This is a genomic window from Nocardioides sp. SR21, from assembly GCF_022761125.1.
Classification (GTDB): domain Bacteria; phylum Actinomycetota; class Actinomycetes; order Propionibacteriales; family Nocardioidaceae; genus Nocardioides.
In genome coordinates this window covers 16181-41719 of sequence record NZ_JAKWJR010000011.1, presented here as the reverse complement: position 1 = coordinate 41719, position 25539 = coordinate 16181, and the positions used below count along the sequence as shown (strand labels likewise).

The window sequence follows — 25539 nt, the reverse complement described above, 5'->3', positions numbered from 1 at the left end:
ATGGACAACATCCAGCTGATTCTCAACGGCATGATGCGCGAGATGCTGTCGCCGGGTACGGCGGCGGTCGCGATCGCGGTCATCGGCCTCAACATCCACTTCGGCTTCACCGGGCTGCTCAACATGGGCCAGGCCGGCTTCATGCTGCTCGGCGCCTACGGCATGGGCATCTCGGTGTGGCACGGCCTGCCGTTCGCGGTCGGCATCCTGTTCGGCCTCGGAGCCGCCCTGATCTTCGCGTTGATCCTCGGTGTCCCGACGCTGAAGCTGCGCGGTGACTATCTGGCGATCGTCACGATCTCGGCCGCCGAGATCATCAGGTACGTCGGTAGATCGTCGTTGCTGACCGACTTCACCGGCTCGGCGCAGGGCATCCCGGGCAGCCAGTACAGCGACCCGTTCCGGAGCGTGGCCTTCTGGCCGTTCACCGGCGGCGGCTCCTGGGTGCTGCTCCCGTTCAACTACCACGACGTCGCCGACGGCGCCGTCTGGGTGCGACTGCTCGGCTGGGCGATCGCGATCGGGGCCATCGCATCGCTCGTCTACCTGCTGCGCAGCGGTGACAAGTTCAGCGGCGTCGCCCGCAACGGCCTGGTCGTGCTGCTCGTCGTGTTCAGCGTCTTCCTGCTGCTGTTCCTGTTCCCGCTGGACTACCAGAAGGTCGGCGTCAACGGCTGGTGGCTGCGCTTCGTCGCCTGGACGCTCGTGGCGGTCTGCTGCTTCATCGTCTACCTGCTGGTGCGCAGCCCCTGGGGCCGCCTCCTGCGCGGTATCCGCGAGGACGAGGACGCGATCCGCTCGCTCGGCAAGAACGTCTTCGCGATCAAGATGCAGGCGCTGATCATCGGCGGTCTGTTCGGTGCTCTCGGCGGCATGGTCTACGTGCTCGCCAGCAGTGTTCAGCCGGACTCCATGGGCCGCACGCTGACATTCTTCTGCTACACGGCGCTGCTGCTCGGTGGCGCGGCGACCATCTTCGGGCCGGTCCTCGGAACGATCATGTTCTACGTCGGCCGCGCGTTCATCTTCCAGGCCTCGCGTGCCTACGTCCCCGACAGCATCCTGAACACCCAGGAGGCTGCCTTCTTCTCCTACATCGTGGTCGGCGTCGCGCTGATGCTGCTGGTGATCTTCAGGCCGCAAGGCGTCCTGGGCGACAAGAGGGAGCTGCGCTTCAATGTCTGAGCACACCATCAACCCGTCGGGACTCGCCGACCCGGCCGCTCGCGCGGCCCTGGTCGGTGGCTTCGAGGCCACCCCGGGCGCCAGCAAGCCGGACTCGATCCTCGTGGTCGACAACATCGTGCGTCAGTTCGGCGGCATGACCGCCGTCGACGTCCAGCACCTCGAGGTCCAGCGTGGGCTCATCACCGCGCTGATCGGCCCGAACGGCGCCGGCAAGACGACGTTCTTCAACCTGATCACCGGCTTCGACCGGCCGACCAGCGCGGGCAAGGGCGCGCACTGGGCCTTCGACGGGCGCACGCTCGACAAGACCAGCGCGTCCAGCGTGGCGCGTGCGGGCATGGTCCGCACGTTCCAGCTCACGAAGGCGCTGAGCCGGATGACGGTCATCGAGAACATGATGCTCGGAGCGCAGGACCAGGCCGGCGAGAACCTCTTCAAGTCGATGTTCCGCCCGACCTGGCGTGCCCAGGAGCGGGCGATCGAGGCCAAGGCCGATGACCTGCTCGGTCGCTTCAAGCTCTACGAGAAGAAGTACGACTACGCCGGCAGCCTGTCGGGCGGCCAGCGCAAGCTGCTCGAGATGGCCCGCGCGCTGATGAGCGACCCGAAGATGATCATGCTCGACGAGCCGATGGCCGGCGTGAACCCGGCGCTGACGCAGTCGCTGCTCGGGCACATCCAGTCGCTGCGCGACGAGGGCATGACCGTGCTGTTCGTCGAGCACGACATGCACGTCGTACGCCACATCTCCGACTGGGTCGCGGTGATGGCCGAGGGCCGGCTGGTCGCGGAAGGCTCCGCGGACACCGTGATGTCGGACCCGGCCGTGATCGACGCCTACCTCGGTGCGCACCACGACACCGACCTCGGCGACGACGCCCTGCTGAGCGAGGAGCACATGCAGGAGCTGGCCGAGGAGGTCGCGGCCGAGGATGCCGAACGTGAGGCCGAGGAAGAGGCGGAGGGCCTTCGATGAGTGAGCAGCAGCAGGGCGGCGCGGGTACCGCGACGCCGACCCGGACGGACGCGGTGATCGAGGCCAAGGACCTGGTCGCCGGCTACCTGCCGGGCGTGAACATCCTCAACGGGTGCAGCCTGGTCGCCTATCCGGGCGAGATGATCGGCATCATCGGCCCGAACGGCGCCGGCAAGTCGACGCTGCTGAAGGCGATGTTCGGCCTGGTGAGGATCCACTCCGGCTCGGTGATGCTGGGCGGCCGGGACATCACGAACCTCCGCACCAACAAGCTGGTGGAGATGGGCGTCGGCTTCGTGCCGCAGACCAACAACGTCTTCCCCTCGCTGAGCATCGAGGAGAACCTCCGGATGGGGCTCTACCTGCGCCCCAAGAAGGTGCAGGAGCGGCTCGCCGCGATGTGGGACCTGTTCCCGGTCCTCCACGACCGCCGCAACCAGAGCGCCGGCGCGCTCTCCGGTGGTGAGCGCCAGTCGCTGGCGATGGCACGGGCGCTGATGATGGAGCCCTCGGTGCTGCTGCTCGACGAGCCGTCCGCGGGTCTGTCGCCCGTGCGCCAGGACGAGACGTTCCTGCGTGCCCGCCGGATCAACAAGACCGGCGTGAGTGTCGTGATGGTGGAGCAGAACGCCCGCCGCTGCCTGCAGATCTGCGACCGCGGCTACGTGCTCGACCAGGGTCGGGACGCCTACACCGGCGGTGGCCGCGAGCTGGCCAACGACCCGAAGGTGATCGAGCTGTACCTCGGCACCCTCGCCAAGGACGTCGACGAGTCGCGCGAGCACTAGACCGCAGAGCACCTCCACGAAGGCCCCAGACCGCCGGTCTGGGGCCTTCGTGCACTCCTGGGCACCCGTGGGGCGCGGCCGTGACATCGGACGAGCTGTCGCCCCGGAGCCAGGCGGTACGACGGCGGGTGGACCCCGGGCATGACGAAGGGCCCCGGACCGTGAGGTCCGGGGCCCTTCGCGTTGCTGCTGACTGATGCCCTGACGAGTCAGGAACCAGCCTCAGATCACTTGCTGCCCTCGACGGCCGAGGTCAGCTCGTTCTTGTTGTCGGCGTTGAAGGTGTAGATGCCGACGAACGCCGACGACGGGTCGTTCTCGTCGTCGATCGGACCGATGCCCGAGGGACCGGTGTACCGGATCTCGCTGCCGCCATCGAGGAGGGCGACGCAGTCGGCGTAGGTGGTGCACTCCTCGCCGTCCGTGGCACCCGAGACCGCGGCCAGGTTCTTCTGGATGGTCGCCGGGTCGGTGGCGCCGCCCTTCACCGCGGCGAGCGCGGCGAGGATGGTGGCGTCGTAGGACTCAGCGGCGTACGAGTAGTCGCTGAGCGGCTCGCCCAGGCCGACCTCGGCCCAACCGCTGACCCGGTCCTTGAAGGTCTGGTCCGGGTCGGCACCGGGGATGGTGCCCTGAGCGCCCTCGAGGGTGCCCTTGGCGAAGTCCTCGCTGTAGTCGGCCGTGTTGCCGTCCGAGAAGTAGGTCTTGGACATGTCCCAGCCCTGCGACTTCAGCTCCGGCACGATCGACTTGGTCTCGTCGAACGCCAGGATCACGATCGCGTCGGGCTTGGAGGCGAGAACGCCTCCGACCTCGGCCGAGAAGGTGGTCTGAGCCGGCGGGAACTCCTCGCCGTTGCCCTCGCAGCCGTACGTGCACTCGCCGCCAGCGGCCGTGACCGTCGCCTCGATGGCGTTGCGGAGACCGGTGCCGTAGGTGTCGTTGAACACCAGGAAGCCGACCTTCGAGTAGCCGTCGTTGGTGATCAGGGTGCCGAGCGCGTTGCCCTGGACGCCGTCCGGCGGAGCCGTCCGGAAGTACCAGTCGGAGTAGCCGGAGAGGTCGACGGCCGTGTTGGCCGGCGAGATCTGGACGATCTTGTTGTCGGCGAAGGTGTCGACGACGTTCAGCGAGACGCTGGACGACGCGGCACCGATGACGACCGACGGCTTGGTGGCGACCAGCGTGCCGGCGGACTGCGTCGAGACCGACATGTCGGCCGAGTCACCGGAGTCCTGGACGTCGTGGCACGCCTGGGCGCCCGCGACGCCACCGGCGGCGTTGATGTCGGAGACGGCCAGGCCGACACCGGAGATCTCCGGCGGGCCGAGGAAGGCGAGGCTTCCGGTGAGCGGCAGGATTCCGCCGACGCGGAGGGTGTCCGCGCTGGTCTGGGCTGCCGAGCACTTGTCGTCGGTGAATGTGTCTGCCGGCGGAGCTTCCTCAGAGGCGGTAGCCGTGGGGGTGTCTTCGGCCGTCGGCTCGTCTCCGCCTTCGGAGTCGCTGCCGCAGGCTGCCAGGGCGAGACCGAGGACGGCAGTGCCCGCCATCAGCCTGACCCACGAGGCGGTTTTCGTTCGATTCACGGGGTGAACCTTTCTGTCGCGTTGATGCACTTCACCGCGCCCGCCCCCCGAAAGGTTGGGCATAGCCCTGCCACCGTAGGACCGGCAGTCTGGCAACGGGATGGGCGCCACCCTGTCGTTAGCGAACCGTTACGTCAATGAAGCGCGACCGCCAATTCGCAAAGAATTGGCGCGAACAGCAGGGCGGGCAGGAGATCGGCCACCGGGATCTCGCGTACTCGCAAGAGTCGGAAGGAGACGCCGACGAGCAGCAGCCCGCCCGTGGCCTCCAGCGAGGCGAGGTGCGCGTCGGGCAGGACGTCGCCCAGTCCGAGCCCCAGCAGGGTCAGCGAGCCCTGCACGACGAGCACGGTGATCGCGCTCGCGGCGACGCCCCAGCCGAACGACGCGGCGAACGCGATCGCGGCGAACCCGTCCAGCGCGGACTTCAGGTAGAGCTGCTCGGCGCCGTTCCCCAGGCCGTCGTTCAGCGAGCCGAGAATGGTCAGCGGCCCGGTGCAGAAGAGCAGCGACGTCACCACGAAGCCCTCGATGAACCGGTGCCGCTCGACCGAGCCGGTCTCACCGCTCAGCCGCGACTGCAGCCAGCCGCCGAGGCCCTCGACACGGGACTCGAGCCGGAGCAGCGAGCCGGCGATCCCGCCCAGCAGCAGTGCCCCCAGCACGATCAGCATCGGGGCGCCGGTCCCGACCTCGTCGGTCAGGTCGTCGCTGAGGACCGCCATCGCCGACGTACCCGCGATCAGGAGCGTCAGCAGGCCCAGCCCGTCGGTCACGACGTCGCGGGTGCGGGTCGGGAGGCGGTTCCCGAGGAGGACCCCCAGGGTGGCTCCGAGCAGGACGGTGGCGACGTTCACGGCGGTGCCGATACCGGGGATCACAGGACTCCTCTGACAGGACAGCGGCCCTGAGCGTAGTCTCGTGCAGTGGTGCCGTGTTCGGGGGACAGGAGACACGGCGAACAGGCGGAGGTCGAAAAGGTAATGACTCGATGACCCGCTCATTGGTGTGCCTGCGTCCAGCGGTTCTCAGCGACGCAGCAGACCTCGCCGGGCTGTGGACCGACGTGCTGCGTCGGACCGGTCCCGAGGACCAGGTGGTCGACATGGAGGCGGTGCTCGCGAGGCTCACGGACTCGGTCGACGAGCGCATCGTGGTGGCGGAGTACGACGGCGAGTTCGCCGGTGCCGTGCACCTCCAGACGACCACGATGTCCGCTCTCAACCTCGAGCCGGTCGTCCGCGCGCTGTCGCCGCACGTGCTGCCGCGCTTTCAACGCCACGGCATCGGCAGCGCCCTGATGGACGCAGCGGTGACCTGGGCCGAGGACCTCGGCGTCGGGCACGTCGCCACGGCCGCCGTGGCCGGCTCGCGCGACGCCAACCGCTTCATGGCGCGGATCGCCCTCGGGCCGTACGCCGTCCTGCGCGTCGCGACGACCCACGCGGTCCGCAACCGGCTCGGTGCCCAGCGCCGCCCGGCCCGGCAGTCGGGGGCGGGCGGGCGTCAGCTGACTCAGGTCTTGGCGGCGCGGCGGTCGCTGCGGAGGTCGCGAGCCTCGGCCGAGGGCTGACAACCGCCTCGTTGGTCGAGTAGCCGTCGCGAGGAACGAGCGACGGCGTATCGAGACCACTCGGCCCCGGTTCTCGCGTCACCGGGTCTCGATACGACCGTCGCGACTTCGTTCCTCAGTCGCGACGTCCTACTCGACCACCGACGATCGGACCCGCTGGCGCGGTTCCGATCAGCCGACGAGGCGCTCCTTGGCGACTTCGTTCCTCAGTCGCGACGTCCTACTCGACCACCGACGATCGGACCCGCTGGCGCGGTTCCGATCAGCCGACGAGGCGCTCCTTGGCGACTTCGTTCCTCAGTCGCGACGTCCTACTCGACCACCGACGATCGGACCCGCTGGCGCGGTTCCGATCAGCCGACGAGGCGCTCCTTGGGGAGCAGGGCGCAGGTGATGCGGGAGGTGCAGACCCGCTTGCCGCGCTCGTCGGTGATGACGACGTCGTACGACGCGCTGGTGCGGCCGAGGTGGATGGCGGTGGCGGTCCCGGTCACGACGCCCGAGGTGGCCGAGCGGTGGTGGGTGGCGTTGATGTCGATGCCGACCGAGAGGCGGTCGGGGTGGGCGTGGATGGCCGAGCCGATCGAGCCGAGGGTCTCGGCGAGCACGACGGAGGCGCCGCCGTGGAGGAGGCCGTAGGGCTGGGTGTTGCCCTCGACGGGCATGGTCGCGACGACCCGCTCGGCGGAGATCTCGACGAGCTCGATGCCCATCTTCTCGTTGAGGCCACCCATGCCGTGGGGCATCTGGGCGAGGAAGTCGTCGATGTTCAGCTCGTCGCTCATGTCGCCATCCTGCCTGTCGGCGGGCGCCGATAGAGTCGCAGGGTGCCACGCCTGCTGCTGCTCGACGGTCACTCGCTCGCCTACCGCGCGTTCTTCGCGCTGCCCGTGGAGAACTTCTCCACGACCACCGGCCAGCACACCAACGCCGTCTACGGCTTCACCTCGATGCTCATCAACGTGCTGCGCGACGAGCAGCCCACGCACGTGGGTGTGGCGTTCGACGTGTCGCGCCAGACGTTCCGCCTGGAGCAGTACTCCGAGTACAAGGCGAAGCGGAACAAGACGCCCTCCGAGTTCAGCAGCCAGCTGCCGCTGATCGAGGAGGTGCTGAACGCGCTGCGGATCCCGTTCCTGAAGAAGGACGGCTACGAGGCCGACGACATCATCGCCACGCTCGTGACCCAGGCGCTCGCCGAGGACGACATGGAGGTGCTGATCCTCACCGGCGACCGCGACTCGCTGCAGCTGGTGACCGAGCGCTCGACGGTGCTCTACCCGATGCGCGGGGTGTCCGACCTGGCCCGGATGACGCCGGCCGCGGTCGAGGAGAAGTACAAGGTCCCGCCGAGCCGCTACCCCGAGCTGGCCGCGATCGTCGGGGAGACCTCCGACAACCTCCCGGGTGTCCCCGGTGTGGGTCAGGGCTTCGCCGCGAAGTGGATCAACGAGTACGACGGCCTCGACAACGTCATCACCCACGCCGACCAGATCACCGGCAAGAAGGGCGAGGCGCTGCGCGAGCACCTCGGCGACGTGATCCGCAACCGCCAGCTGAACGCACTGGTGCGGGACCTCGACCTCGACCTCGGTCCCACCGACCTCGCGCTGCAGCCGTGGGACCGGCAGGAGGTGCACACGCTGTTCGACGGCCTGGAGTTCCGGGTGCTGCGCGACCGGCTCTTCGAGACCCTCTCCTCGGAGGAGGAGATCGAGGAGGGCGGGTTCGACATGTCGACAAAGCTCCTCGGCGCGGGGGAGCTCGGACCCTGGCTCGCCGAGCACGCCGCTGCCGGCGAGCGGGTCGGCGTGCACGTCGTGGGCCGGTGGGGCGCCGGCTCCGGTGACGTCACCGGACTCGCGCTGGCGACCACGGCCGGGACGGCCGCGTTCATCGGCGCCGACGACCTCGACACCGCCGACCAGGGGGTCCTCGCGACCTGGCTCGCCGACCCGACGCAGCCCAAGGTGCTGCACGACGCCAAGGGCCCGATGCTCGCGCTCGCGGCGTGGGGGATGCCGCTGTCCGGGCTGGACCGCGACACCGCGCTGTCGGCGTACCTCGCCCGCCCCGACCAGCGCTCCTACGACCTCGCCGACCTGACGGTCCGCTACCTCAAGCGCGAGCTCAAGACCGGCGGCGCCGTCGACGACGGTCAGCTCAGCCTCGGGCTCGAGGACGACTCCGCGGGCGAGGTGGAGATGCTGCACGCCCGGGCGGTGCTCGACCTGGCCGCGGCCCTCGACGAGGAGCTCGAGGAGCGCGGCGGCACCCGTCTGCTCAACGACATCGAGCTGCCGCTGGTCGACCTGCTCGCGAAGATGGAGCAGACCGGCATCGCCGTCGACGCCGAGCACCTCGAGACGCTGGAGGGCCACTTCGCGACCGAGGTGCGCAACGCCGCCGAGGAGGCGTACGCCGTCATCGGCAAGGAGATCAACCTCGGCTCGCCCAAGCAGCTCCAGGTGGTGCTGTTCGACGAGCTCGACATGCCGAAGACCAAGCGCACCAAGACCGGCTACACGACCGACGCCGACGCGCTGCAGGCGCTGTACGTCAAGACCGAGCACCCGTTCCTGCTCCACCTGCTGCGCCACCGCGACGTGTCGCGGCTGCGGCAGACCATCGAGGGGCTGCTCAAGACCGTCGCCGGCGACGGCCGGATCCACACGACGTTCAACCAGCTGATCGCGGCGACCGGACGTCTCTCGAGCACCGACCCGAACCTGCAGAACATCCCGGTCCGCACCGAGGAGGGCCGCCGGATCCGCGAAGGCTTCATGGTCGGGCCCGGTTACGAGTGCCTGATGACCGCGGACTACAGCCAGATCGAGATGCGGATCATGGCGCACCTGTCCGAGGACGCCCTGCTGATCGAGGCGTTCAGGTCGGGCCACGACTTCCACTCGATCACCGCGGCGCGGGTCTTCGACGTGCCGGCCGACCAGGTCGGCACGGAGGAGCGCGCCAAGATCAAGGCGATGAACTACGGCCTCGCCTACGGGCTGTCGGCGTTCGGCCTCAGCCAGCAGCTCGGCATCGAGCCGGGCGAGGCGCGCGGCCTGATGGACGAGTACTTCGAGACGTTCGGCGGCATCCGCGACTACCTCGGCGGTGTCGTCGAGGAGGCCCGCAAGACCGGCTTCACCGAGACCATCAAGGGCCGGCGGCGCTACCTGCCCGACCTGACCAGCGACAACCGCCAGCGCCGGGAGATGGCCGAGCGGATGGCGCTCAACGCGCCGATCCAGGGTTCAGCGGCTGACCTGATCAAGATCGCGATGCTGAACGTCGACCGCGCGATCCTCGACGCCGGGCTGAAGTCGCGGATGCTGCTCCAGGTCCACGACGAGCTCGTGTTCGAGGTCGCGACGGGGGAGAAGGACGCGATCGAGGCGCTGGTCCGTGAGCAGATGGGCAGCGCCGCCGACCTCGCCGTACCCCTCGACGTGTCGGTCGGGTTCGGCCGCAGCTGGCACGAGGCCGCTCACTAACCAGCCAGGGGAACCTGCGCGTCCGGCTCGGGGATCGGCTCGCGCAGGCGCCAGAAGCTGATCGCCGTCAGCACTACGAGCAGCGCGGTGTCGACGACGATCACCGTCACCAGCAGGGTGTCGAGCGAGCTGGCGGTGAGCGTGGCGAGCACCATGACCACGACCGCGGCCCACACGAGGTACGTCGAGCGGGTGCCGCGGCGTGCGAGCACGGAGTAGACGAGCAGCTGCAGCATCGCGAGCACCGTGCCGAGCACGGCGAAGAGCCACAGCTTCGACTCGACCTCGGCGTACTCGTCGCCGCCGACGAACACCAGCGCGAGGTCGGACAGCAGCCATGCGCCCGCGATGCACACCGCGCCGAGCGCGGCGATCAGCGTGAGGCTGCGGACCAACGCCTTGCGGCGCTCGCTCGCCGTCGACATCGCCGGGAACGCGATCACGACCACGAACTGCGGCAGGAACAGCACCGCCTTGGTGAGGATCAGGCCGCCGGCGTACAGGCCGGCGTCGTGCTCGTCGAGGGTGTTGCGGGCGACGATGATGTCGATGTTCGAGAGCAGGAAGAACGCGAGCAGCGCCAGCGACGCGGTGACCGCCTCGGCGGCGATCGGGCGGATCCGGTGCTCCTCGCTGGTCTCGCCCGGGTCGCGGTGGGCTCGCAGCGCCCACCAGCCGATCGCGACCGGGACCCACATCGCGATCGCGACGCCGACCAGCGCGCCGGTCTCGGTCGGGCTGATCGCCACGCAGACGGTGCCGATCACGACGCGGGGGATGCCGACGCCCAGGTAGAGCAGGCCGAGCGGCTGCCAGCGGCGCTCGCCCTGGAGGATGCCGGCCTGGCCGCCCATGATCGTGACCGGTACGGCGGCGACCGCGAGCACGATGGCGGGCGCGAGGCCGTCGAGGCGCAGCACCTGCCAGACGACCGGCGAGAGCACCAGCATCAGGGCGCCGAGCGCGAGGGCGGCGCGGTAGGTGACGCGCAGGATCTCCCGCTCGATCTGCGCGACGTGCCCGGGCTGGCCGGCGATCCGGCGCGCCGCGGTGGCCTGGAGGCCGAGCTGCAGCACGGCGACCACGATGAGCACGGCCATCAGGCTGGCGACCGCGCCGTACTCACTCGGGCCGAGGGCGCGGGCCGCGATGATCTGGAAGCCGTACGTGCCGACGTTCATGACGCCCATGGCGACGGCCACGAATGCGCCGGACCGCCAGAGCGTCGTCGACCGGCCGTTCGTCACGGCGCAGAGCCTACGAGACCGCCCTGACCTCGATACATTGGGCCGGTGAGCCGTCCGCAGCTGGTGCTCGTGCGGCTCTGGCCGTGGCTGCTGGCGTTCCTGGTGCTGGGCCCGCTGCTGGGCCGCGGCTACGTCCTGACGTACGACATGGTCTTCGTCCCGGACCTGGCGATGCGGTCGGACTTCCTCGGCCTCGGCACGGGCCTGCCGCGCGCCGTGCCGTCGGACGCCGTGGTCGCGGCGCTCGACACGGTCGTGCCGGGCGACGTCCTCCAGAAGGTCCTGCTGCTGGCGGCCCTGGGCCTCGCCGGCACCGGCGCCCGGCGGCTGGTGGCCGACGACAGCGTCGCCGCCCAGCTGGCTGCGACCTCGCTGTACCTGTGGAGCCCCTTCGTCGCCGAGCGGCTGGGGATCGGCCACTGGCCGCTGCTGCTCACCTACGCCGCGCTGCCGTGGATCTACGACGCGGCCCGCCGCGGCCGGGCAGGGGAGCGGACGCTCCCGCAGCTCGTGCTGTGGCTCGGCCTGGCCAGCCTCAGCGCCGCCGGGGGCGTCATCGCCGCCGTCTTCGCGATCGTCTGCGTGGCGGGCCGGAGCAGGGACGCCGTACGACGCTCCGTCCTCGTCGCTGCCGCCGCGGTCGCGGTGAACGCGCCCTGGCTGGTCGCCGGCGCGCTCCACGGCAGCGGAGCGCTGAGCGACCCGCGCGGCGTCGAAGCCTTCGCCGCGCGCGCCGAGGGCTACCTCCCGCTACCGCTCACCCTGCTCGGCCTGGGCGGCATCTGGAACGCCGAGGTCGTGCCGCCGTCGCGCGAGGGCTGGGCGGCGGTCGTGCAGCTCGTCGTCGTGGTGGCGGTCGGCCTGGTCGGCGTGAGCACGTGGCGCTCGCGCGTGCTGCTCCGGGACCGGCTCGGGCTCGGCCTCGCCGCCGTGATCGGGCTCGTCGTCGCGCTGGTCGGCAGCGTCGCACCGGACCTGCTCGGCTGGGTCGTCGCGAACATCCCGGGCGGCGGGCTGTTCCGCGACGGCTCCCGGTTCGTCGCGCTGCTGGCGCCGCTGGCCGCGAGCCTGTTCGGCACCGGTGCCGCCGTGCTGGTGGCCAAGGTCGCGGAGCGGGCCAGCAGGATCCTGGTCGCCACCGTGCTGGCGCTGGTGCCGCTCGCGCTGATGCCCGACCTCGGGCTCGCCCTCGCCGGACGGCTGTCGGCCGTCGACTACCCGGAGGAGTATGCCGCCGCGCGCAGCGCGATCCAGGAGCGGCAGGACGCCGGGGTGGAGGGTGACGTGCTGCTGTTGCCGTTCAGCTCCTACCGGCTGCCGTCCTGGAACGACGACCGGCCCACGCTGGACCCGACCGGGCGGTACCTCACGCCGAACTACCTCGCCAGCGACGTGCTCTACGTCGACGGCGAGGCGATCGCGGGGGAGGACCAGCGCGCGGCCCGGGTCAGCGACCTGCTCGAGTCCGACCTGGAGCCCGAGGCGCTCGCCGGCGCGCTCGCCGCGGAGGGGATCGCGTGGGTGGTCCTCGAGCGCGACGCTCAGGAGATGGTCGGCGACGCCGCGCCGTCGGCCGACCTCGCCGGCCTGCCGGTGGTCCACGAGGGCACCGACCTGGTCGTCTGGGAGCTGCCCGGAGCCGACCCCGCGAGGGCCGGCACGGCGCGCGAGGTGGCCATGGCCGTGGCGTGGCTCGCCGGGCTCGGCACCCTCGCCGCCGCGGTCGCGGCCCTGCTGCGGCGGCGTACGCGAGCCCATCGGAACGTGTTCTAGATCAGGCTCGTCGGAAATGCTTTGAAATGCCCAACTGGCTGGTAGGTTGTGCCCACCTAGTGGAGAGGGACTGAACGTGCAGGGAATCATCATCGGTGCGGTGGCACTCCTGGCTGGCGCTGGTTTCGCCGGCGCGACCGCCTTCGGCGTCGTGAACGCCGCGACCGCTCCTTCTGGCAACCAGTCCAACGGCGAGGTCATCTCCTACGGCTCGACCAAGTAGTCGACCCGCACCAGACTCCACAGAACCCGCCGCGTCGAACGCGGCGGGTTCTGTCATTTCCGCCCGCTCGCCTCAGGGGCCGTCCGGGTCCTCGACGCTGACGCGCTGGCCCGCGAGCACGTCGCTCAGGACGTGGGCGAAGGAGTCCTGGGAGTGCGTCCACGAGAAGGTGTGCGACATCTCGAGCGCCCCGGTCCCGAGCCGCTCGCGCTCCTCGGCGTCCTCGAGCAACCGGCGGGTGGCCGAGATCAGCTCCGCCTCGTCCTCCACGAGCAGCCCGGAGCGCAGGTGGGCGATCGACTCGCGGGTGCCGCCGGCCGACGTGTAGGCGATCGTCGGGACCCGGTGCGAGCCGGCCTCGCCGATCACCAGCCCCCAGCCCTCCTTGACCGAGGGCAGCAGCATCAGCCACGACTCCGCGAGGACCTCGTGCTTGCGGGCCTCGGTCACGAAGCCCTCGAACGACACGACGTCGCCGACACCGGCGTCCGCGGCGTGCTTGCGCAGGTCGTCCTCCCACCAGCCGCTCCCGACGATCGTGAGCCGGATGTCGGGGTGGTCGGAGCGCAGCGCCGCGACCGCGTCGATCGCGTGCTCGATCTGCTTGTGCGGCACCAGGCGGCTGACGACCACGATCGAGGGGTACGCCGACTTGCGCGCGTCCGTGACCGGCGGCGGGGCGGTGCCGTTGTGGACCACCGCGATCCGCTCACGGCCCACGCCGAGCTCGACCAGCTCGTTGCGGGTCGCCCGCGACACCGCGATGTACTGGCTGCGGCGGTAGAGCACCGGCGCGAGCCGGCGCTCGATGAACCACCCCACGGTGCCCATCAGCCCCGGGAAGACGATCGGCCACTGCTCGCGGTGCACGTGGTGGACCAGCACGACGACCGGCCTGCGGGTGCCGAGACGGGTGAAGAACGGCAGGCCGTTCTGGACGTCGACGACGACGTCGACCTTGCCGAACCGGCGCCGGGCGAGGTTCCAGAGGCCACGCAGGTAGACCATGACGTGGTCGCCCTCGCGCACGTAGCGGACGCCGTCGACGGTCTGCTCGGAGGGCGCCTCGCCGTGCGCGGCGCAGAAGATCGTCGCCCGACCGCCGTGGCGCACGACGCCGCGCGCCATCGACTCGACGTAGCGCTCCGAACCGCCGCCTTCGGGGTTGGCGGTGTCTCGCCAGTTGAAGAAGACGACGTGTCGGCCCCGGATGCGCTCGGGCCTCCCTCCCTGCATGGACAACAGGTTACTCGCCGGTCACGAGAAGGGCCGACCTTTGCGCCGATGCCATACTCTCCGCTCGTGTCGGTCCTCTCGCAGTGGCAGTCGTTCCTCGACAGACGGATCCGCGTTCCCGTCGGCGACGACGACCTGGTGCTGGACGTCGGCAGCGGCGACAAGCCGTCCTGGCGCGCCGACGTCCTCCTGGATCGCTACGCGGGTGCGGAGTACGCCGCCCAGCGCTCCGGCCGGTCGAGTGCGCGGGTGAGCCGGCCCCTGTTCGACGCCGACGCCGCGGACATGCCGTTCGCCGACGGCGTCTTCGACTACGCGATCTGCTCGAACCTGCTCGAGCACGTCACCGACCCGGTCGGCGTCGCCTCCGAGCTCACCCGCGTCGCCCGGGCGGGCTACATCGAGGTGCCCGAGGCCGCGAGCGCGAAGATCGTCGACTTCCCGAGCCACATCTGGTGGTGCCGCCTCGACGAGCAGGACGCGGCCGCGCCCACGCTGGTGATGACCGCGAAGACCGCGCCGTACTTCGACCCGGAGATCAACGCCTACATCGAGCAGGCCGGCGTGCGGCAGGCGCTCGACGACGTGCTCAACAGCCGGTTCGAGCACCGGGTGATCCAGCTGCACTGGACGGGTGCGGTGAAGCTGCGCGTCGAGGGGGAGCTCGACCCGGAGTTCGCGGCTGCGGCGATGGCCGCGCCGGGACACCAGCGCACGTGGGAGACCGTCGTCGTCCAGCGGCTCACCAGCGTGCTGACCGCGCGCGCCCAGCGCCGGCGCCGGCGCGTGGAGCTGCGCTACAACCAGATCGTCAAGCCCGAGATGCACCGGCCCGACGACCCGGTGCTGGAGCGGCGGATCTACCGGTAGGACCCGGTAGGACCCGGTAGGACCCGGTAGGACCCGGTCGGACCCAGTAGGACTCAGTACGGGTCGTACGGGCTGTCGTGGTTGAAGACGGCGGCCGCGACCCGGTTCAGGCGCAGCCGCAGCAGCACCTTGATCATCACGTTGCGCAGCCACCACGGCATCTCGCCGAGGATCCGCATCCGGTCGCGCAGGGTCGGGCGGCCGACGCGGAACAGCGCGAGCGACCCGGCCCGGCGCTCGTAGACCAGGCTCCGCGACGGGAGCACGTGGGCGAGGATGCCGAGCGTGACGCCGATCGAGGAGTAGCAGTCGTGGATGAGCACGGGCGCGCCCGGGGGGAGGTGCGCCGACCACTTCAGGTCGTCCGACAGCGTCCAGTAGTCGTGCTTGCCGTCGATGTAGAGGTAGTCGAACGGCGTGGTCCAGGTCGGCCGGGCCCTGGTGCTGTACTCCGGCAGCAGCTCGACGACCTCGGTCGCGTCCGCGCGGGCGATGTTGGCCTCGAAGATCTCGCGGGTCTTCTTGCCGCCGAACAGCCGGCCGTCGACGAACGGGTCGATGGCCACGATCCGGCCGCCCCGGCCGCGGAGGGCGGCGGCGAGCACGGTCGTCGACCGGCCCTGGTGGCTGCCGATCTCGACGACGACCGCGCCGTCGGGCAGGTCCTCGGTGGCGTCCCAGAGCAGTGCCGCCTGGTCCTGCGTGAGCCATCCGGCGATGTCGGAGGACACGGCCCACGCGCTCGAGAAGTCCGTGCTCCTCGGCTGCGACATCCGCTCCTCCTCTGCTTCTCGGCACCGGGCTGGAGCCTGCGCTGCACCCTATAGACTCCGGGCCGCGCGTGGACAAAGGGAGGCGCATTGGCAGACAGCGCCCCGGTCGACGATCGGCACGCGCCGGCACCGCACGTCGGTGCCCAGGGTCTCGTGTCGCTCGTGGTGACCGTCGGCGTCCTGGCCCTCAACCTGATCCAGCAGCCCGGCCTCGTCACGTTCGACACCAAGCTCGACCTGCAGTTCGACGTCACGGGGTTCCTGACCCGCAGCCTCGACGTGTGGACCGGTGACTGGACGCTCGGCGGCCTCCAGAACCAGGCGTACGGCTACCTGGTCCCGATGGGGCCGGCGTTCTGGCTGGGCGACCTGCTGCACCTGCCGATGTGGATCTGGGAGCGGCTGTGGACCGCCGCGGTGATGCTGCTGGCGTACTTCGGCATGCTGCGGCTCGCCCGCAGCTGGCCGGGGATCGGCGCCACCGGCGCGGTCCTCGCCGGCCTCACCTACATGCTGGCGCCGCGCGTGCTGACCACCGTCGGCGGCCTCAGCGGGGAGACCCTGCCGTCGGCGATCCTGCCGTGGACCGTGCTGCCCGTCGTGCTCTACCTGCGGGGGCGGCTGCGCTGGTGGGTCGCGATCCTGTGGTCGTCCGCCACGATCCCGTGGATGGGAGGCCAGAACGCCACCCTGGTCGTCGCCTGCCTGATGCTCCCCGGCCTGCTCATGCTGCTGACCGACGGCCGCAGCTGGCCACGGCGGATCGGCGACGCGGCGGCATGGACGGGCGCCGCGCTGCTGGCCAGCCTGTGGTGGCTCGTGCCGCTGCTGCTCATGGGGGAGTACGCACCGCCGTTCCTCTCGTTCATCGAGTCTGCTGCCGACACCGCGAGCCAGACCGGCTGGCTGGCGTCGTTCCGCGGCACCAGTCACTGGGTGGCGTTCTTCCCCGGCGGCGGCAGCGCGGGCTGGGTCGGCGGTTGGGAGCTGGTCTCGTCCGCCGTCCTGCTGGCGACGACCGTGGCGGTCGCCGGGATCGGCCTGCTCGGGCTGATGGAGCCGGGCCTGTGGGCGCGCCGCGTGCTGGTCACCTCGATGCTCGTCGGGCTCGCGTTCCTGACCGTCGGCAGCCCGGAGCCGGCCGGGTCGGTGTTCGGCCGGGAGTGGCTCGACGCGCTCGACTCCTGGCTCGCGCCGCTGCGCAACGTCCACAAGTTCGACCCGTTGATCCGGCTTCCGCTGGCGCTGGGGCTGGGCGCGTTCGTGACGACCGCCGTGCCGCGCCTGGTCGCGCGCTCCCGCCGCCTCTCGGCGCCGCGGCGGCGTACCGCCGCGGTGGCGCTGACGGCGGCCGTCGTGGTGCTGGTCGGTGCCGCGGCGCAGCCCGCGGCGTCGGGCGACCTGCGCGTCGCCGACGGTGCGGTCCGGATCTCGACGTCGTGGCAGGACGCGGCGGAGTACCTGCGGGAGCAGGAGGGACCCGTCGGCGTCCTGGTGCTCCCGGGCACGATCTTCTCGGTGCAGACCTGGGGCCGGACGATCGACGAGCCCATCCAGGTGCTCAACGCACCGCCCTGGGCGTCGCGCTCGCAGAGCGCGGTCGCCCCCGCCGGGACGCTGCGGCTGCTCGACGCGATCGAGAACCAGATCGCCGACGGCCACCCGATCTCCGGCTTCGCCTCCTCGCTGCGCCGGATGGGCATCACCCATGTCGTCGCGCGCAACGACCTGGACCCCGCGCAGACCGACGCCCCGCCGGTGCCGGTGGTCATGGCGTCGCTCGGCAGCACGACCGGCCTCACCTCGGCCGCGGTCTTCGGGAGCACGAGCGACGGGTACCCCGCGGTGGCGGTGTTCGAGGTGCAGCCCGATGGCGACGACCCGCGGGTCGCGCTCGACGACTGGGACAGCCGCCGGATCGTCCAGGGTGGGCCCGAGGCGGTCAACGACCTGGCGCAGGTCGGCCTGGTGTCCGCCGAGGAGCCGGTCCTGCTCGCCGACGCCGCGGGCGGCGCGGCCGAGGGCGAGCCGGTCGACGTGGTCACCGACAGCAACCAGCGGGTGGAGCGCTCCTTCGGGCGCATCACCGACGCGGTCTCGGGTGTCATGACCCGCGACGAGCCGTACCGGCTCGGGCGCCGGGAGCACGACTTCACCGGTGGGTCCGTCCCGGAGGCGACGACCGTCGCCGACTACGGCCGGATCACCGCGATCACCGCCTCGTCGTCGGGCGGGTACGCCGACGTCCTCGGTCCGATCCGCTCGGGCGAGCACCCGTACGCCGCCTTCGACGCCTCCGGCTTCACCGCCTGGACGACCGCGCCGCTCGCCGATCCGGTCGGACAGTGGATCGAGGTCGAGTTCGCCGCGCCCGCCCGGCTGGGCCCGGTGACGCTGCTGTTCGACAACGGGGCCGGTGCCGACGTGTCGCTGGTCCGGCTGTCGACCGATGCCGGCTCCGTGACGGCCGAGGTCGGCGCCGACGGCATCGCGGACGGGATCGAGCTCCCCGACGGTCTCACCTCGACGCTGCGCATCACCGTCGAGGACATCCGCGGCGACAGGCGGCAGGTCCGGCTGGCCAACGTCTCGATCGGCGGTGTCGAGGTCCGGCGCAGCCTGCGCGTGCCCGGGGAGGTCTCCGCCGACACCTCGATCTTCTTCCGCAGCGAGCCGAGCCGGCGCGCCTGCGTCGTCGTCGACATCCGGGTCACCTGCGGCGGCGGCTGGCAGCAGGAGACGCCCGAGACCCCGGGGTTCGACCGCACGGTCACCGTCACCGAGGCCGGCCTGTGGGAGCTGTCCGGCCGCGCGGTCGCCACCGGCGGCGCCGCGATCGAGCGCCTGTTCGCCCCGCTCGGCCGCCGGGCGGTCGAGGTCGAGGTCAGCTCGACGTACGCCGGCGACCCCGCCGTCGTCGGCGTCAACGCGTACGACGGCCTCGACGACACGAGCTGGTACGCGTCGCCGCTCGACCCGACCCCGGGGATCCAGCTGTCGTGGCGACAGCCGCGCACGATCAGGTCGGTGCTGGCCAGGCTCGGCGCCGACCAGCCGGGCGTGCTCCCCGAGTCGCTCACGGTCGACCCGATGATCCCGGGCAGCACGCCCCAGGTCGTGTCGACGACCGGGGAGCGGGCCGGGTTCATGAAGCCGGTGCGGACCACGCGGCTGCGGATCACGGCGGTCGCCGACCCGCTGCGCAGCGTCGGCGTCGGTATCGGCGAGCTCGAGATCCTGGGCCTCGACGACCTGCGCCAGACCGCGAACCCGACGGCGGCCACGGGCGTGGTGTGCGGGTTCGGCCCGACCGTGGAGGTCGGTGGCCGGACCGTGCAGACCAGGATCGTGGGCGACCTCTCCGAGGTCGTCGACGGGAGCGAGCTCACCATCGTCCCCTGCGGCGACGAGCCCGTCCGGATGGGCGCCGGCACCCAGCGGATCCGGGTCACGAGCGCCGCCGGCTTCGCCGTCTCGCGGCTGTGGCTGACCCCGGCATCCCCGTCGCCGGAGCCGGCAGCCGACGCGTCGGACGTCCGGGTCGTGCGCTGGACGCCGACCGCGCGGACGATCGCGGTGCGCACCTCCGGCGAGTCGATCCTCACCGTGTCCCAGAGCGAGAACCCGGGCTGGGAGGCGCGCCTCGACGGCAGGCCTCTCGACACCGTGGTCGTCGACGGCTGGAAGCAGGCCTGGCGGGTCCCCGCCGGCTCGGTCGGCGAGGTCGAGCTGGTCTTCGTCCCGCAGTCGTCGTTCCAGAACGGCATCGTCATCGGCCTGGTGCTCGCGGGCCTGCTCAACGTGGCGGCGCTGGTGACGCTGGTGTGGTTCCGTCGGCGGCCGCCCCGGCTCCGCGCCGCCGCCCCCAGAGCACCCGCGTCGCCCGGCCCCGTGCTGATGGCGGTCGCCGTGGCCGCGGGTTGCGGCCTGCTCGCGCTGGCCTCGTTCCCCCTCGCCGTCGGCGCCCTCGCCGGCGTCGCGGCGCGCCGCCGCAGCCTCGCCGAGGTCGGTGCCGCCTGCGCGTCCCTGCTCGCGGTCGCCGTGACGGTCTCGATCGGCGACGTCAGCACGGTGATCACCCCGCCGTCGGCGGCCGACGTCCTGACGGCCGGGGTCGTCGGCATCGTCGCCGGACGCGTGCTGTTCGGTCGCGAGCGGGTCGAGGAGACGGCGTGATCCCGCGGATGCGTACGGCGCTGGTCGCGCTGCTGGTGGCCGTGATCGCGTTGCGGTGGTCGTTGTCGCAGCCCGTGTCCGCTGTCACCGCCCGGATCGCCACCGACCCGTGGGCCGCGGTCCGGTCGGCCGGGGACGGCTGGACGTTCGTGGGCACGCTCGGCGGCAGCACCGTCGAGGGCCTTCGAGAGCTGCCGTTCGCGCTGGCCCTCGCCGTCGGCACCGAGGTCGGGCTGTCCGCCCACACCGTGGAGACGTGCTGGCGGATCCTCGTCCTGGTGGTCGCCGTCCTCGGTGCGGTCCACCTCGCCCGCACCCTGGCGTCACGGTCCGGTCGTACCGACTCCGCGCAGTCGTGGGCGCCGTGGACCGGGGCCGTGTTCTTCGTCCTCGGCACCGTGCTGGTCCCGACGAGCGTGCTCTCGCCGGTGGACGCCCTCGCCGCGGCGACGCTGCCATGGGTCGTCGCGCCCCTGTTCGGGCCCGGCCGCGGTTGGCGGGCGGCGGCCGCGTCCGCCGCGTGGCTCGGGCTGGCCGGAGTCGGCAGCGCCGGCTGGGCGGTCGCGGCGTTCGTCGTGGGCGGGCTCGCCGTCGTACCCCGTCGCCGCGCCGACCTCGCCCTCGCCTGGCGATGGCTGGTGCTCGCCGCCGCGGCCTCGGCGTGGTGGTGGTTCCTGCTCGTGTGGGAGACCCGCCACACCGTCGACGTGGCAGCCCTCAGCGCCGACACCCTGCGCGCGCAGGTGGCCGCCGCCGTCGGCCGCACGGACCTCGCGCTGCTCCTCCTCGTGGCGGTCGTCGCGGGCTCGCTCGTGATCGCTGTCGGGGCGCTCGCACTCCGCAGCCCGCAGCTGGAGCGCTTCTTCGTGGCGGCCTCGCTCGTCGTGGTGGCGGCGGTCGTGCTGCTCGTCTGGGTCGGCGACTGGCGCCCGCACGTGCCCGCGCCGGCGTCCGGTGTCCTCCCCGCCGGCCTCGTGTCGCCGGCGCTGGGCGTGCTCGGCCTGGCCGGGCTGGTGGCCTGGTGCCCGCTGGTCGAGGACCTGCGGAGCCGACTCGCCTGGACGCGGGAGGGACGGCTGCCGACCGGCGGGCGCGAGGTCGCCGGGACGCTCGTCGCCGTCCTCGCCACGATCGCGGTGTGCGCCGGGATCACCGCCACGGTCGCGGAGCCGGCGCCGGAGAGCGCCGAGGAGAACCGCCTGCTCGACGCCGTCGCCGACTGGTCGGCCTCTGCACCGGCCGGCCGGGTCCTGGTGATGCCGGTCGACACCGGCGGCACCGACCTCGCGGCGATCGGGTCCGCGCTCGGCGCCCGCCCCTGGATCGGTCGCGACGACGTGCCGACGTCCGGCGCTGCCGGGACGACCGCGCTCGACGACCTGGTCGCCCGCCTGGGGCGCGGCGACGCCGGTCCCGGCACGTCGAGCGCGCTGCGGCGGCTCGGCGTCACCTACGTGCTGGTGCGCCTCGGCGGTCCCGTCGAGGCGGATCGCGACCGGCCGACGGCGCTCGTGCGCGCCTCCCTCGACTCGCTCGGGGCGCAGCGCCTCGCCGTGCTCCCGGCAGCCGACGGGCCCGAGGCGCTGATCGACTTCGGCGTCCGCACGAGCACGCCCCTGGTCGAGGTCTGGGCGCCACGGACCGCCGCCGACGGCTGGGCGTACGCCGGTCCGCCGATCGACGCGGTCGGCGATGCCGGCACGGTGAGCGACCTGGCCTCGGCCGGCGTGCTGGGCGACCGGGCGGTCGTGCTGCGACCGGGGTCCGGTGCGCCTGCCGTGCTGGTCTCCGACAGCGCCCGCCGCCGCGACGTCGACCAGCGGGTCGCGACCGATCCCTACGGACCGGACCTGGGCATCGGTGCGCCTCGGTCGGTCGTCCCCGCCGACGCCGCCCCGGTGACGAGTGCGTACAGCCGGCTCGAGGGGGCTCGGGCCGTGACCGCCTCGTCGTCCGCCGCGGACTTGGACGCCTCCGACCGGGACCCCACCGCGGCGCCCGTCGCGGGCATCGACGGCAACCCCTTCACGTCGTGGCGGTCGAGGCCGGGCAGCGGCGTCGGCCAGTGGTGGCAGGTCGACCTCGGCGAGCCCACCCCGCTCTCGGGGACCAGCATCCGGGTCCTGCGCAACGCCGTCGGCGCGGGCGCGGCCGCCCAGGTGCTCGTCTCGACCGATGGCGACGAGGCGACGTACCCCGTGGGTGACGACGGGCTCGTCGTGCTCGACGACGTCGGCGAGGTGCGCCGGTTGCGGATCACGGTCACCGCGGTGAACGAGACGTACGGCGAGCGCGACAGTGTCGGCATCGTCGAGGTCAGCGTCCCCGACGTCGAGGTCCGGGCGCCCCTGGCCCTCGACCACACCCCGGCCCCCGCCTGGCTGATGGCGCTGCGCCCCGGCAGCACCGCGCACTGCGTCCCGGCCGTCCCGCGCGGGACGGAGGACGTCTCCGGCACCGCCTGCAACGGGGAGCTCGAGGTGAGCGGCCCGGACGGCGGGGTGCTCGACCGCGTGGTCTTCGCGTCGCGGCCGACGCCGGTCGTCGGTCGCGCCTGGCTGGTGGCGTCGAGCACCCAGCAGGCAGCGTCGCTCGCCGACGGCATCGCCGGGCCGAGTGTCGTGGCGTCGAGCGACTCGGTCGCCGCCGCTGACCTGCGCACCCGGCCGCAGGCGGCGGCCGACGCCGACCCGACCACCGCCTGGCGTCCCGCGGCGGCCGACCGCGAGCCGCGCCTGACGCTGTCGTGGCGACGGCCGGCCGAGCTGTCGGCCGTGCGGCTGATCGCGCCTGAGGGCGACCCGGGCTCGCGACCGACCCGGGTCCGGGTCGAGGCCGAGCAGCTGGGGCGGCGTACCGGCGAGCCGGTCGAGAGCCTGGCCACGGAGGTCGACGTCGAGGACGACGGCACGATCGACCTGCCGCGGGTCTACACCCGCGAGCTCGCGATCACGATCCTCGAGGACACCGACGTGCCGACCGCCGACTCGACGAGCGCGGACATCGACCGGATGCCGGTCGCCGTCGGCGAGGTCGAGCTCGTCGGGGGACCGCCGGTGCGGTACGACGCCAACCGGAGCGAGCGGCTGGGCTGCGACCAGGGACCGCCGGTGAGCGTCGACGGGGTCGAGTACGGCACCTCGATGCGGGTGACCCCGCGCGAGATCGTCCGGGGCATGACGGTGCTGGCCACCGTCTGCGGACGCCCCGTGCTCGGGACCGGTGAGAACGACGTGACGCTCAGGACGACGTTCGACTGGTGGGCCCGGGGCCTGCTGCTCGCCGCGAGGTCGTCGACCGTGATGACGACGGGCGCCCCGGCGGCGGTCGCCGCCGACCTGCTCGGCCGCGACGACCATTCCGAGCCGGTCACGATCGACCTGGGCACCGCTCCTCGCGAGCGGACCCTCGCCCTGGCGCTCCCGGCCGACCCCGGCTGGCGGGCGAGCGTCGACGGCGAGGACCTCGACGCCGTCACGCTCGACGGGTGGGCCCAGGGCTGGGTCGTGCCGGCGGGCGACGGTGAGGTGACCGTGCGCTACACCTCCGGCGAGGCGCTCACCCGGGGCGCGCTCGTCGCGTCGGCTGGCTGGCTCCTCGTCGTGCTGCTCGCGACCGGCCTCGGGGTCCTCGGCGCGGGCTCGGCGATTCGACGGCCGCGTGAGCGCCGTCCGGACCACGGCTGACGCGACCAGTCGATGGCGGGCTTCTCGACCCACACGTAGGTCGCCGCCGCCAGCGGGACGGAGAGGGCGAGTGCCCAGATCAGCTTGACGGCCAGCTCCGGGAGTGAGCCCTCGGGGTAGGGGACCTTGTAGTCGAGGATCACCAGCAGCGGCAGGTGCCACAGGTAGATGCTGTACGACCACCGGCCGAACGCCACGAGCGGACGGGTGCTCATCAGCCTGCTGATCGGCGAGGCCGCGGGGCCGAACACCACCACCAGCAGCAGGACGAGCGAGACCAGCGTCGAGGTCGCCAGGCGCAGCTGCTCCTCGGAGAAGTTGAGTGGCCGGTAACCGAAGCCGTCGGCGCCTCCCAACGTGGAGGTGCTGAACAGCGCGGCGGTCACGGCGAGGAGTGGCGGCGCCCACGGGTCCGAGGCGAGCCGCTCGAGACGTGACGTCGAGGCGATCCCGGCCGCCTTCGCCTCTGCGTACAGGGAGATCAGCGCGCCGCCGGCGAAGCACACCAGGTAGCCCGGCAGCCAGAACCGGTAGGTGAAGTGCACGTGCAGGCCGTTCGCATGGAGCCAGACCCACCAGCCGACGGTGGCCGGAAGCGACAGGGCGATGAGCGCGGTCATGATCCGCAGCGCGGTCGCCGGGGGGTACCGGCGCGCGAACGCCCCGCTGGCCACGGCCATCACGGGCAGTGCGGCGTACCACGACAGCTCGGTGCACAGGCTCCATGACTGGGCCATCACGTCGGGAAAGTGTCCCGGCACGTAGATCCAGGTGAGGGTGAGGTTGTAGAACCAGTCGGCCGCGCCGTCCGGTCGGGAGGGCGGATAGATCACCGCGACCGCCAAGACCACCACGAGGTAGGCCGGGAAGATCCGGGCCAGCCGTCGCCGGGTGTAGCCCCGGATCCCAGGCTCGCGACCGAGGCGCAGCGTCCAGCGCGCCCAGGGTCGGTACAGCAGGAAGCCCGACAGCACGAAGAGGCAGATCGGTCCGTAGGCAGGCAGGCCGAGCCACGGGTAGTCGGTGCGGACCGAGACGTGCACGAGCACGACCACCAGCGCCGCGAAGCCGCGCAGGCCGGTGAGCGCGGCGACCTGGACCTCGCGGTCCGACTGGGGCTCGGCGGGCGAGGTGTCCTCCTCCACCGACACGCTCGTGCTGGCCGACATGCGCGCAGTATAGGGTCGGCGCGTGCTTCACGACCGTCGCTCCGGCGCGCCCGTCTGGGCTGCTGACCTGCGGCGATCGGTCCGGCTGTTCCGCGCGTTCCGCAAGGAGCAGACCGACCCCGCGGTCTTCTACGAGGCGCTGGCCACCGACTCCGCCGACCAGCTGTCCGGCTACCTGTCCCTGGACGGCGCCGCGATGCTCGACGTCGGCGGCGGGCCGGGCTACTTCCGGCGGGCGTTCGAGGGGCGCGGAGCGACGTACTTCGCCCTCGACGCGGACGTCGGCGAGCTGTCCGGGCTCGGCGAGATCGAGCGCCGGACGGTCATCGGCAGCGGCCTCGACCTGCCGTTCGGCGACGAGACCTTCGACCTCTGCTACTCGTCCAACGTGCTCGAGCACGTGCCGGACCCGTGGCGGATGGCCGACGAGATGGTGCGGGTCACCAAGCCGGGCGGCGTCACGTTCATCTCCTACACCGTCTGGTACGGACCGTGGGGCGGCCACGAGACCGCGCCCTGGCACTTCCTCGGCGGCCGGCGGGCGCGCGCCCGCTACCGGCGCCGGCACGGCAAGGAGCCCAAGAACAAGTTCGGCGAGTCGCTGTTCGCCGTCACCGTCGCCGCCGGGCTCGACTGGGCCGGGCGTCAGGACCAGGCCGAGGTCCTCGACCTGATCCCGCGCTACAACCCGCGGTTCGCCTACTGGCTGACCCGGGTCCCGCTCGTCCGTGAGCTGATCACGTGGAACCTCGTGATCGTCCTGCGGCGGCGATGACGG

General features: G+C 72.0%; 17 protein-coding genes and 1 pseudogene. 11 read left to right on the top strand and 7 right to left on the bottom strand.

Going from position 1 to position 25539, the window contains the following annotated elements:
- Genes MJ604_RS19325 through MJ604_RS19315 form a run of 3 tightly spaced genes read left to right on the top strand, consistent with a single transcriptional unit; the run spans position 1 to position 2952 of the window.
- Entirely contained in the window at positions 1-1185 is a 1185-nt protein-coding gene (locus MJ604_RS19325) for a branched-chain amino acid ABC transporter permease (RefSeq protein WP_243060229.1), read from the top strand.
- Positions 1178-2164: an ABC transporter ATP-binding protein gene (locus tag MJ604_RS19320; RefSeq protein ID WP_243060228.1), complete on the top strand. Its 987-nt coding sequence runs from the start codon at positions 1178-1180 to the stop codon at positions 2162-2164. The genes MJ604_RS19325 and MJ604_RS19320 overlap by 8 nt, the downstream gene beginning before the upstream one ends.
- On the top strand, positions 2161-2952 hold the full coding sequence (locus MJ604_RS19315) for an ABC transporter ATP-binding protein (protein ID WP_243060227.1): 792 nt from the start codon (positions 2161-2163) through the stop codon (positions 2950-2952). Before MJ604_RS19320 ends, MJ604_RS19315 begins: the two co-directional genes overlap by 4 nt.
- A gap of 227 nt (positions 2953-3179) precedes the next feature.
- Here the strand turns inward: MJ604_RS19315 and MJ604_RS19310 are convergent, their stop codons facing one another.
- Positions 3180-4502, bottom strand: a complete 1323-nt coding sequence (locus MJ604_RS19310; RefSeq protein ID WP_243060226.1) for an ABC transporter substrate-binding protein — start codon at positions 4500-4502, stop codon at positions 3180-3182.
- Positions 4503-4672: 170 nt separating this feature from the next.
- Positions 4673-5419, bottom strand: coding sequence for a DUF554 domain-containing protein (locus MJ604_RS19305; protein ID WP_243060225.1), 747 nt, complete (start codon positions 5417-5419; stop codon positions 4673-4675).
- A 110-nt stretch (positions 5420-5529) separates the two neighbouring features.
- Between MJ604_RS19305 and MJ604_RS19300 the strand changes: the two genes are divergently transcribed.
- Positions 5530-6111, top strand: a complete 582-nt coding sequence (locus MJ604_RS19300) for a GNAT family N-acetyltransferase (RefSeq protein ID WP_243060224.1) — start codon at positions 5530-5532, stop codon at positions 6109-6111.
- A 353-nt stretch (positions 6112-6464) separates the two neighbouring features.
- On the opposite strand, the gene MJ604_RS19295 is transcribed toward MJ604_RS19300, so the two are convergent.
- Positions 6465-6896, bottom strand: coding sequence for a PaaI family thioesterase (locus tag MJ604_RS19295; protein ID WP_243060223.1), 432 nt, complete (start codon positions 6894-6896; stop codon positions 6465-6467).
- Positions 6897-6938: 42 nt separating this feature from the next.
- Here MJ604_RS19295 and polA point away from each other — a divergent pair, with 42 nt between their 5' ends.
- Complete coding sequence (gene polA, locus MJ604_RS19290; protein ID WP_243060222.1) at positions 6939-9608, top strand: DNA polymerase I; 2670 nt, start codon at positions 6939-6941, stop codon at positions 9606-9608.
- On the opposite strand, the gene MJ604_RS19285 is transcribed toward polA, so the two are convergent.
- Positions 9605-10855, bottom strand: a complete 1251-nt coding sequence (locus MJ604_RS19285) for a lipopolysaccharide biosynthesis protein (RefSeq protein WP_243060221.1) — start codon at positions 10853-10855, stop codon at positions 9605-9607. The two genes, polA and MJ604_RS19285, sit on opposite strands and share 4 nt — an antisense overlap.
- Before the next feature lie 45 nt (positions 10856-10900).
- Between MJ604_RS19285 and MJ604_RS19280 the strand changes: the two genes are divergently transcribed.
- Positions 10901-12628, top strand: coding sequence for a hypothetical protein (locus tag MJ604_RS19280; protein WP_243060220.1), 1728 nt, complete (start codon positions 10901-10903; stop codon positions 12626-12628).
- A gap of 100 nt (positions 12629-12728) precedes the next feature.
- Positions 12729-12851, top strand: coding sequence for a hypothetical protein (locus tag MJ604_RS24025; protein WP_279236335.1), 123 nt, complete (start codon positions 12729-12731; stop codon positions 12849-12851).
- A 72-nt stretch (positions 12852-12923) separates the two neighbouring features.
- On the opposite strand, the gene MJ604_RS19275 is transcribed toward MJ604_RS24025, so the two are convergent.
- Positions 12924-14087, bottom strand: a complete 1164-nt coding sequence (locus tag MJ604_RS19275; RefSeq protein ID WP_243060219.1) for a glycosyltransferase family 4 protein — start codon at positions 14085-14087, stop codon at positions 12924-12926.
- 66 nt (positions 14088-14153) lie between these two features.
- Here MJ604_RS19275 and MJ604_RS19270 point away from each other — a divergent pair, with 66 nt between their 5' ends.
- Positions 14154-14957, top strand: coding sequence for a class I SAM-dependent methyltransferase (locus tag MJ604_RS19270; RefSeq protein WP_243060218.1), 804 nt, complete (start codon positions 14154-14156; stop codon positions 14955-14957).
- A 53-nt stretch (positions 14958-15010) separates the two neighbouring features.
- On the opposite strand, the gene MJ604_RS19265 is transcribed toward MJ604_RS19270, so the two are convergent.
- Positions 15011-15730 (bottom strand): class I SAM-dependent methyltransferase, encoded by a 720-nt coding sequence (locus tag MJ604_RS19265; RefSeq protein ID WP_243060217.1) that lies wholly within the window; start codon positions 15728-15730, stop codon positions 15011-15013.
- A gap of 87 nt (positions 15731-15817) precedes the next feature.
- Between MJ604_RS19265 and MJ604_RS19260 the strand changes: the two genes are divergently transcribed.
- Together MJ604_RS19260 and MJ604_RS19255 are read left to right on the top strand one after the other, a co-directional pair.
- On the top strand, positions 15818-19906 hold the full coding sequence (locus MJ604_RS19260; RefSeq protein ID WP_243060216.1) for an alpha-(1->3)-arabinofuranosyltransferase family protein: 4089 nt from the start codon (positions 15818-15820) through the stop codon (positions 19904-19906).
- Between the two features lie 8 nt (positions 19907-19914).
- Positions 19915-22170, top strand: a pseudogene (locus tag MJ604_RS19255) (alpha-(1->3)-arabinofuranosyltransferase family protein); the annotation flags it as partial.
- A gap of 1274 nt (positions 22171-23444) precedes the next feature.
- Here the strand turns inward: MJ604_RS19255 and MJ604_RS19250 are convergent.
- Entirely contained in the window at positions 23445-24761 is a 1317-nt protein-coding gene (locus tag MJ604_RS19250; RefSeq protein WP_243060215.1) for an acyltransferase, read from the bottom strand.
- A 22-nt stretch (positions 24762-24783) separates the two neighbouring features.
- Between MJ604_RS19250 and MJ604_RS19245 the strand changes: the two genes are divergently transcribed.
- Positions 24784-25536: a class I SAM-dependent methyltransferase gene (locus MJ604_RS19245; protein ID WP_243060214.1), complete on the top strand. Its 753-nt coding sequence runs from the start codon at positions 24784-24786 to the stop codon at positions 25534-25536.
- Positions 25537-25539: the final 3 nt, after the last annotated feature.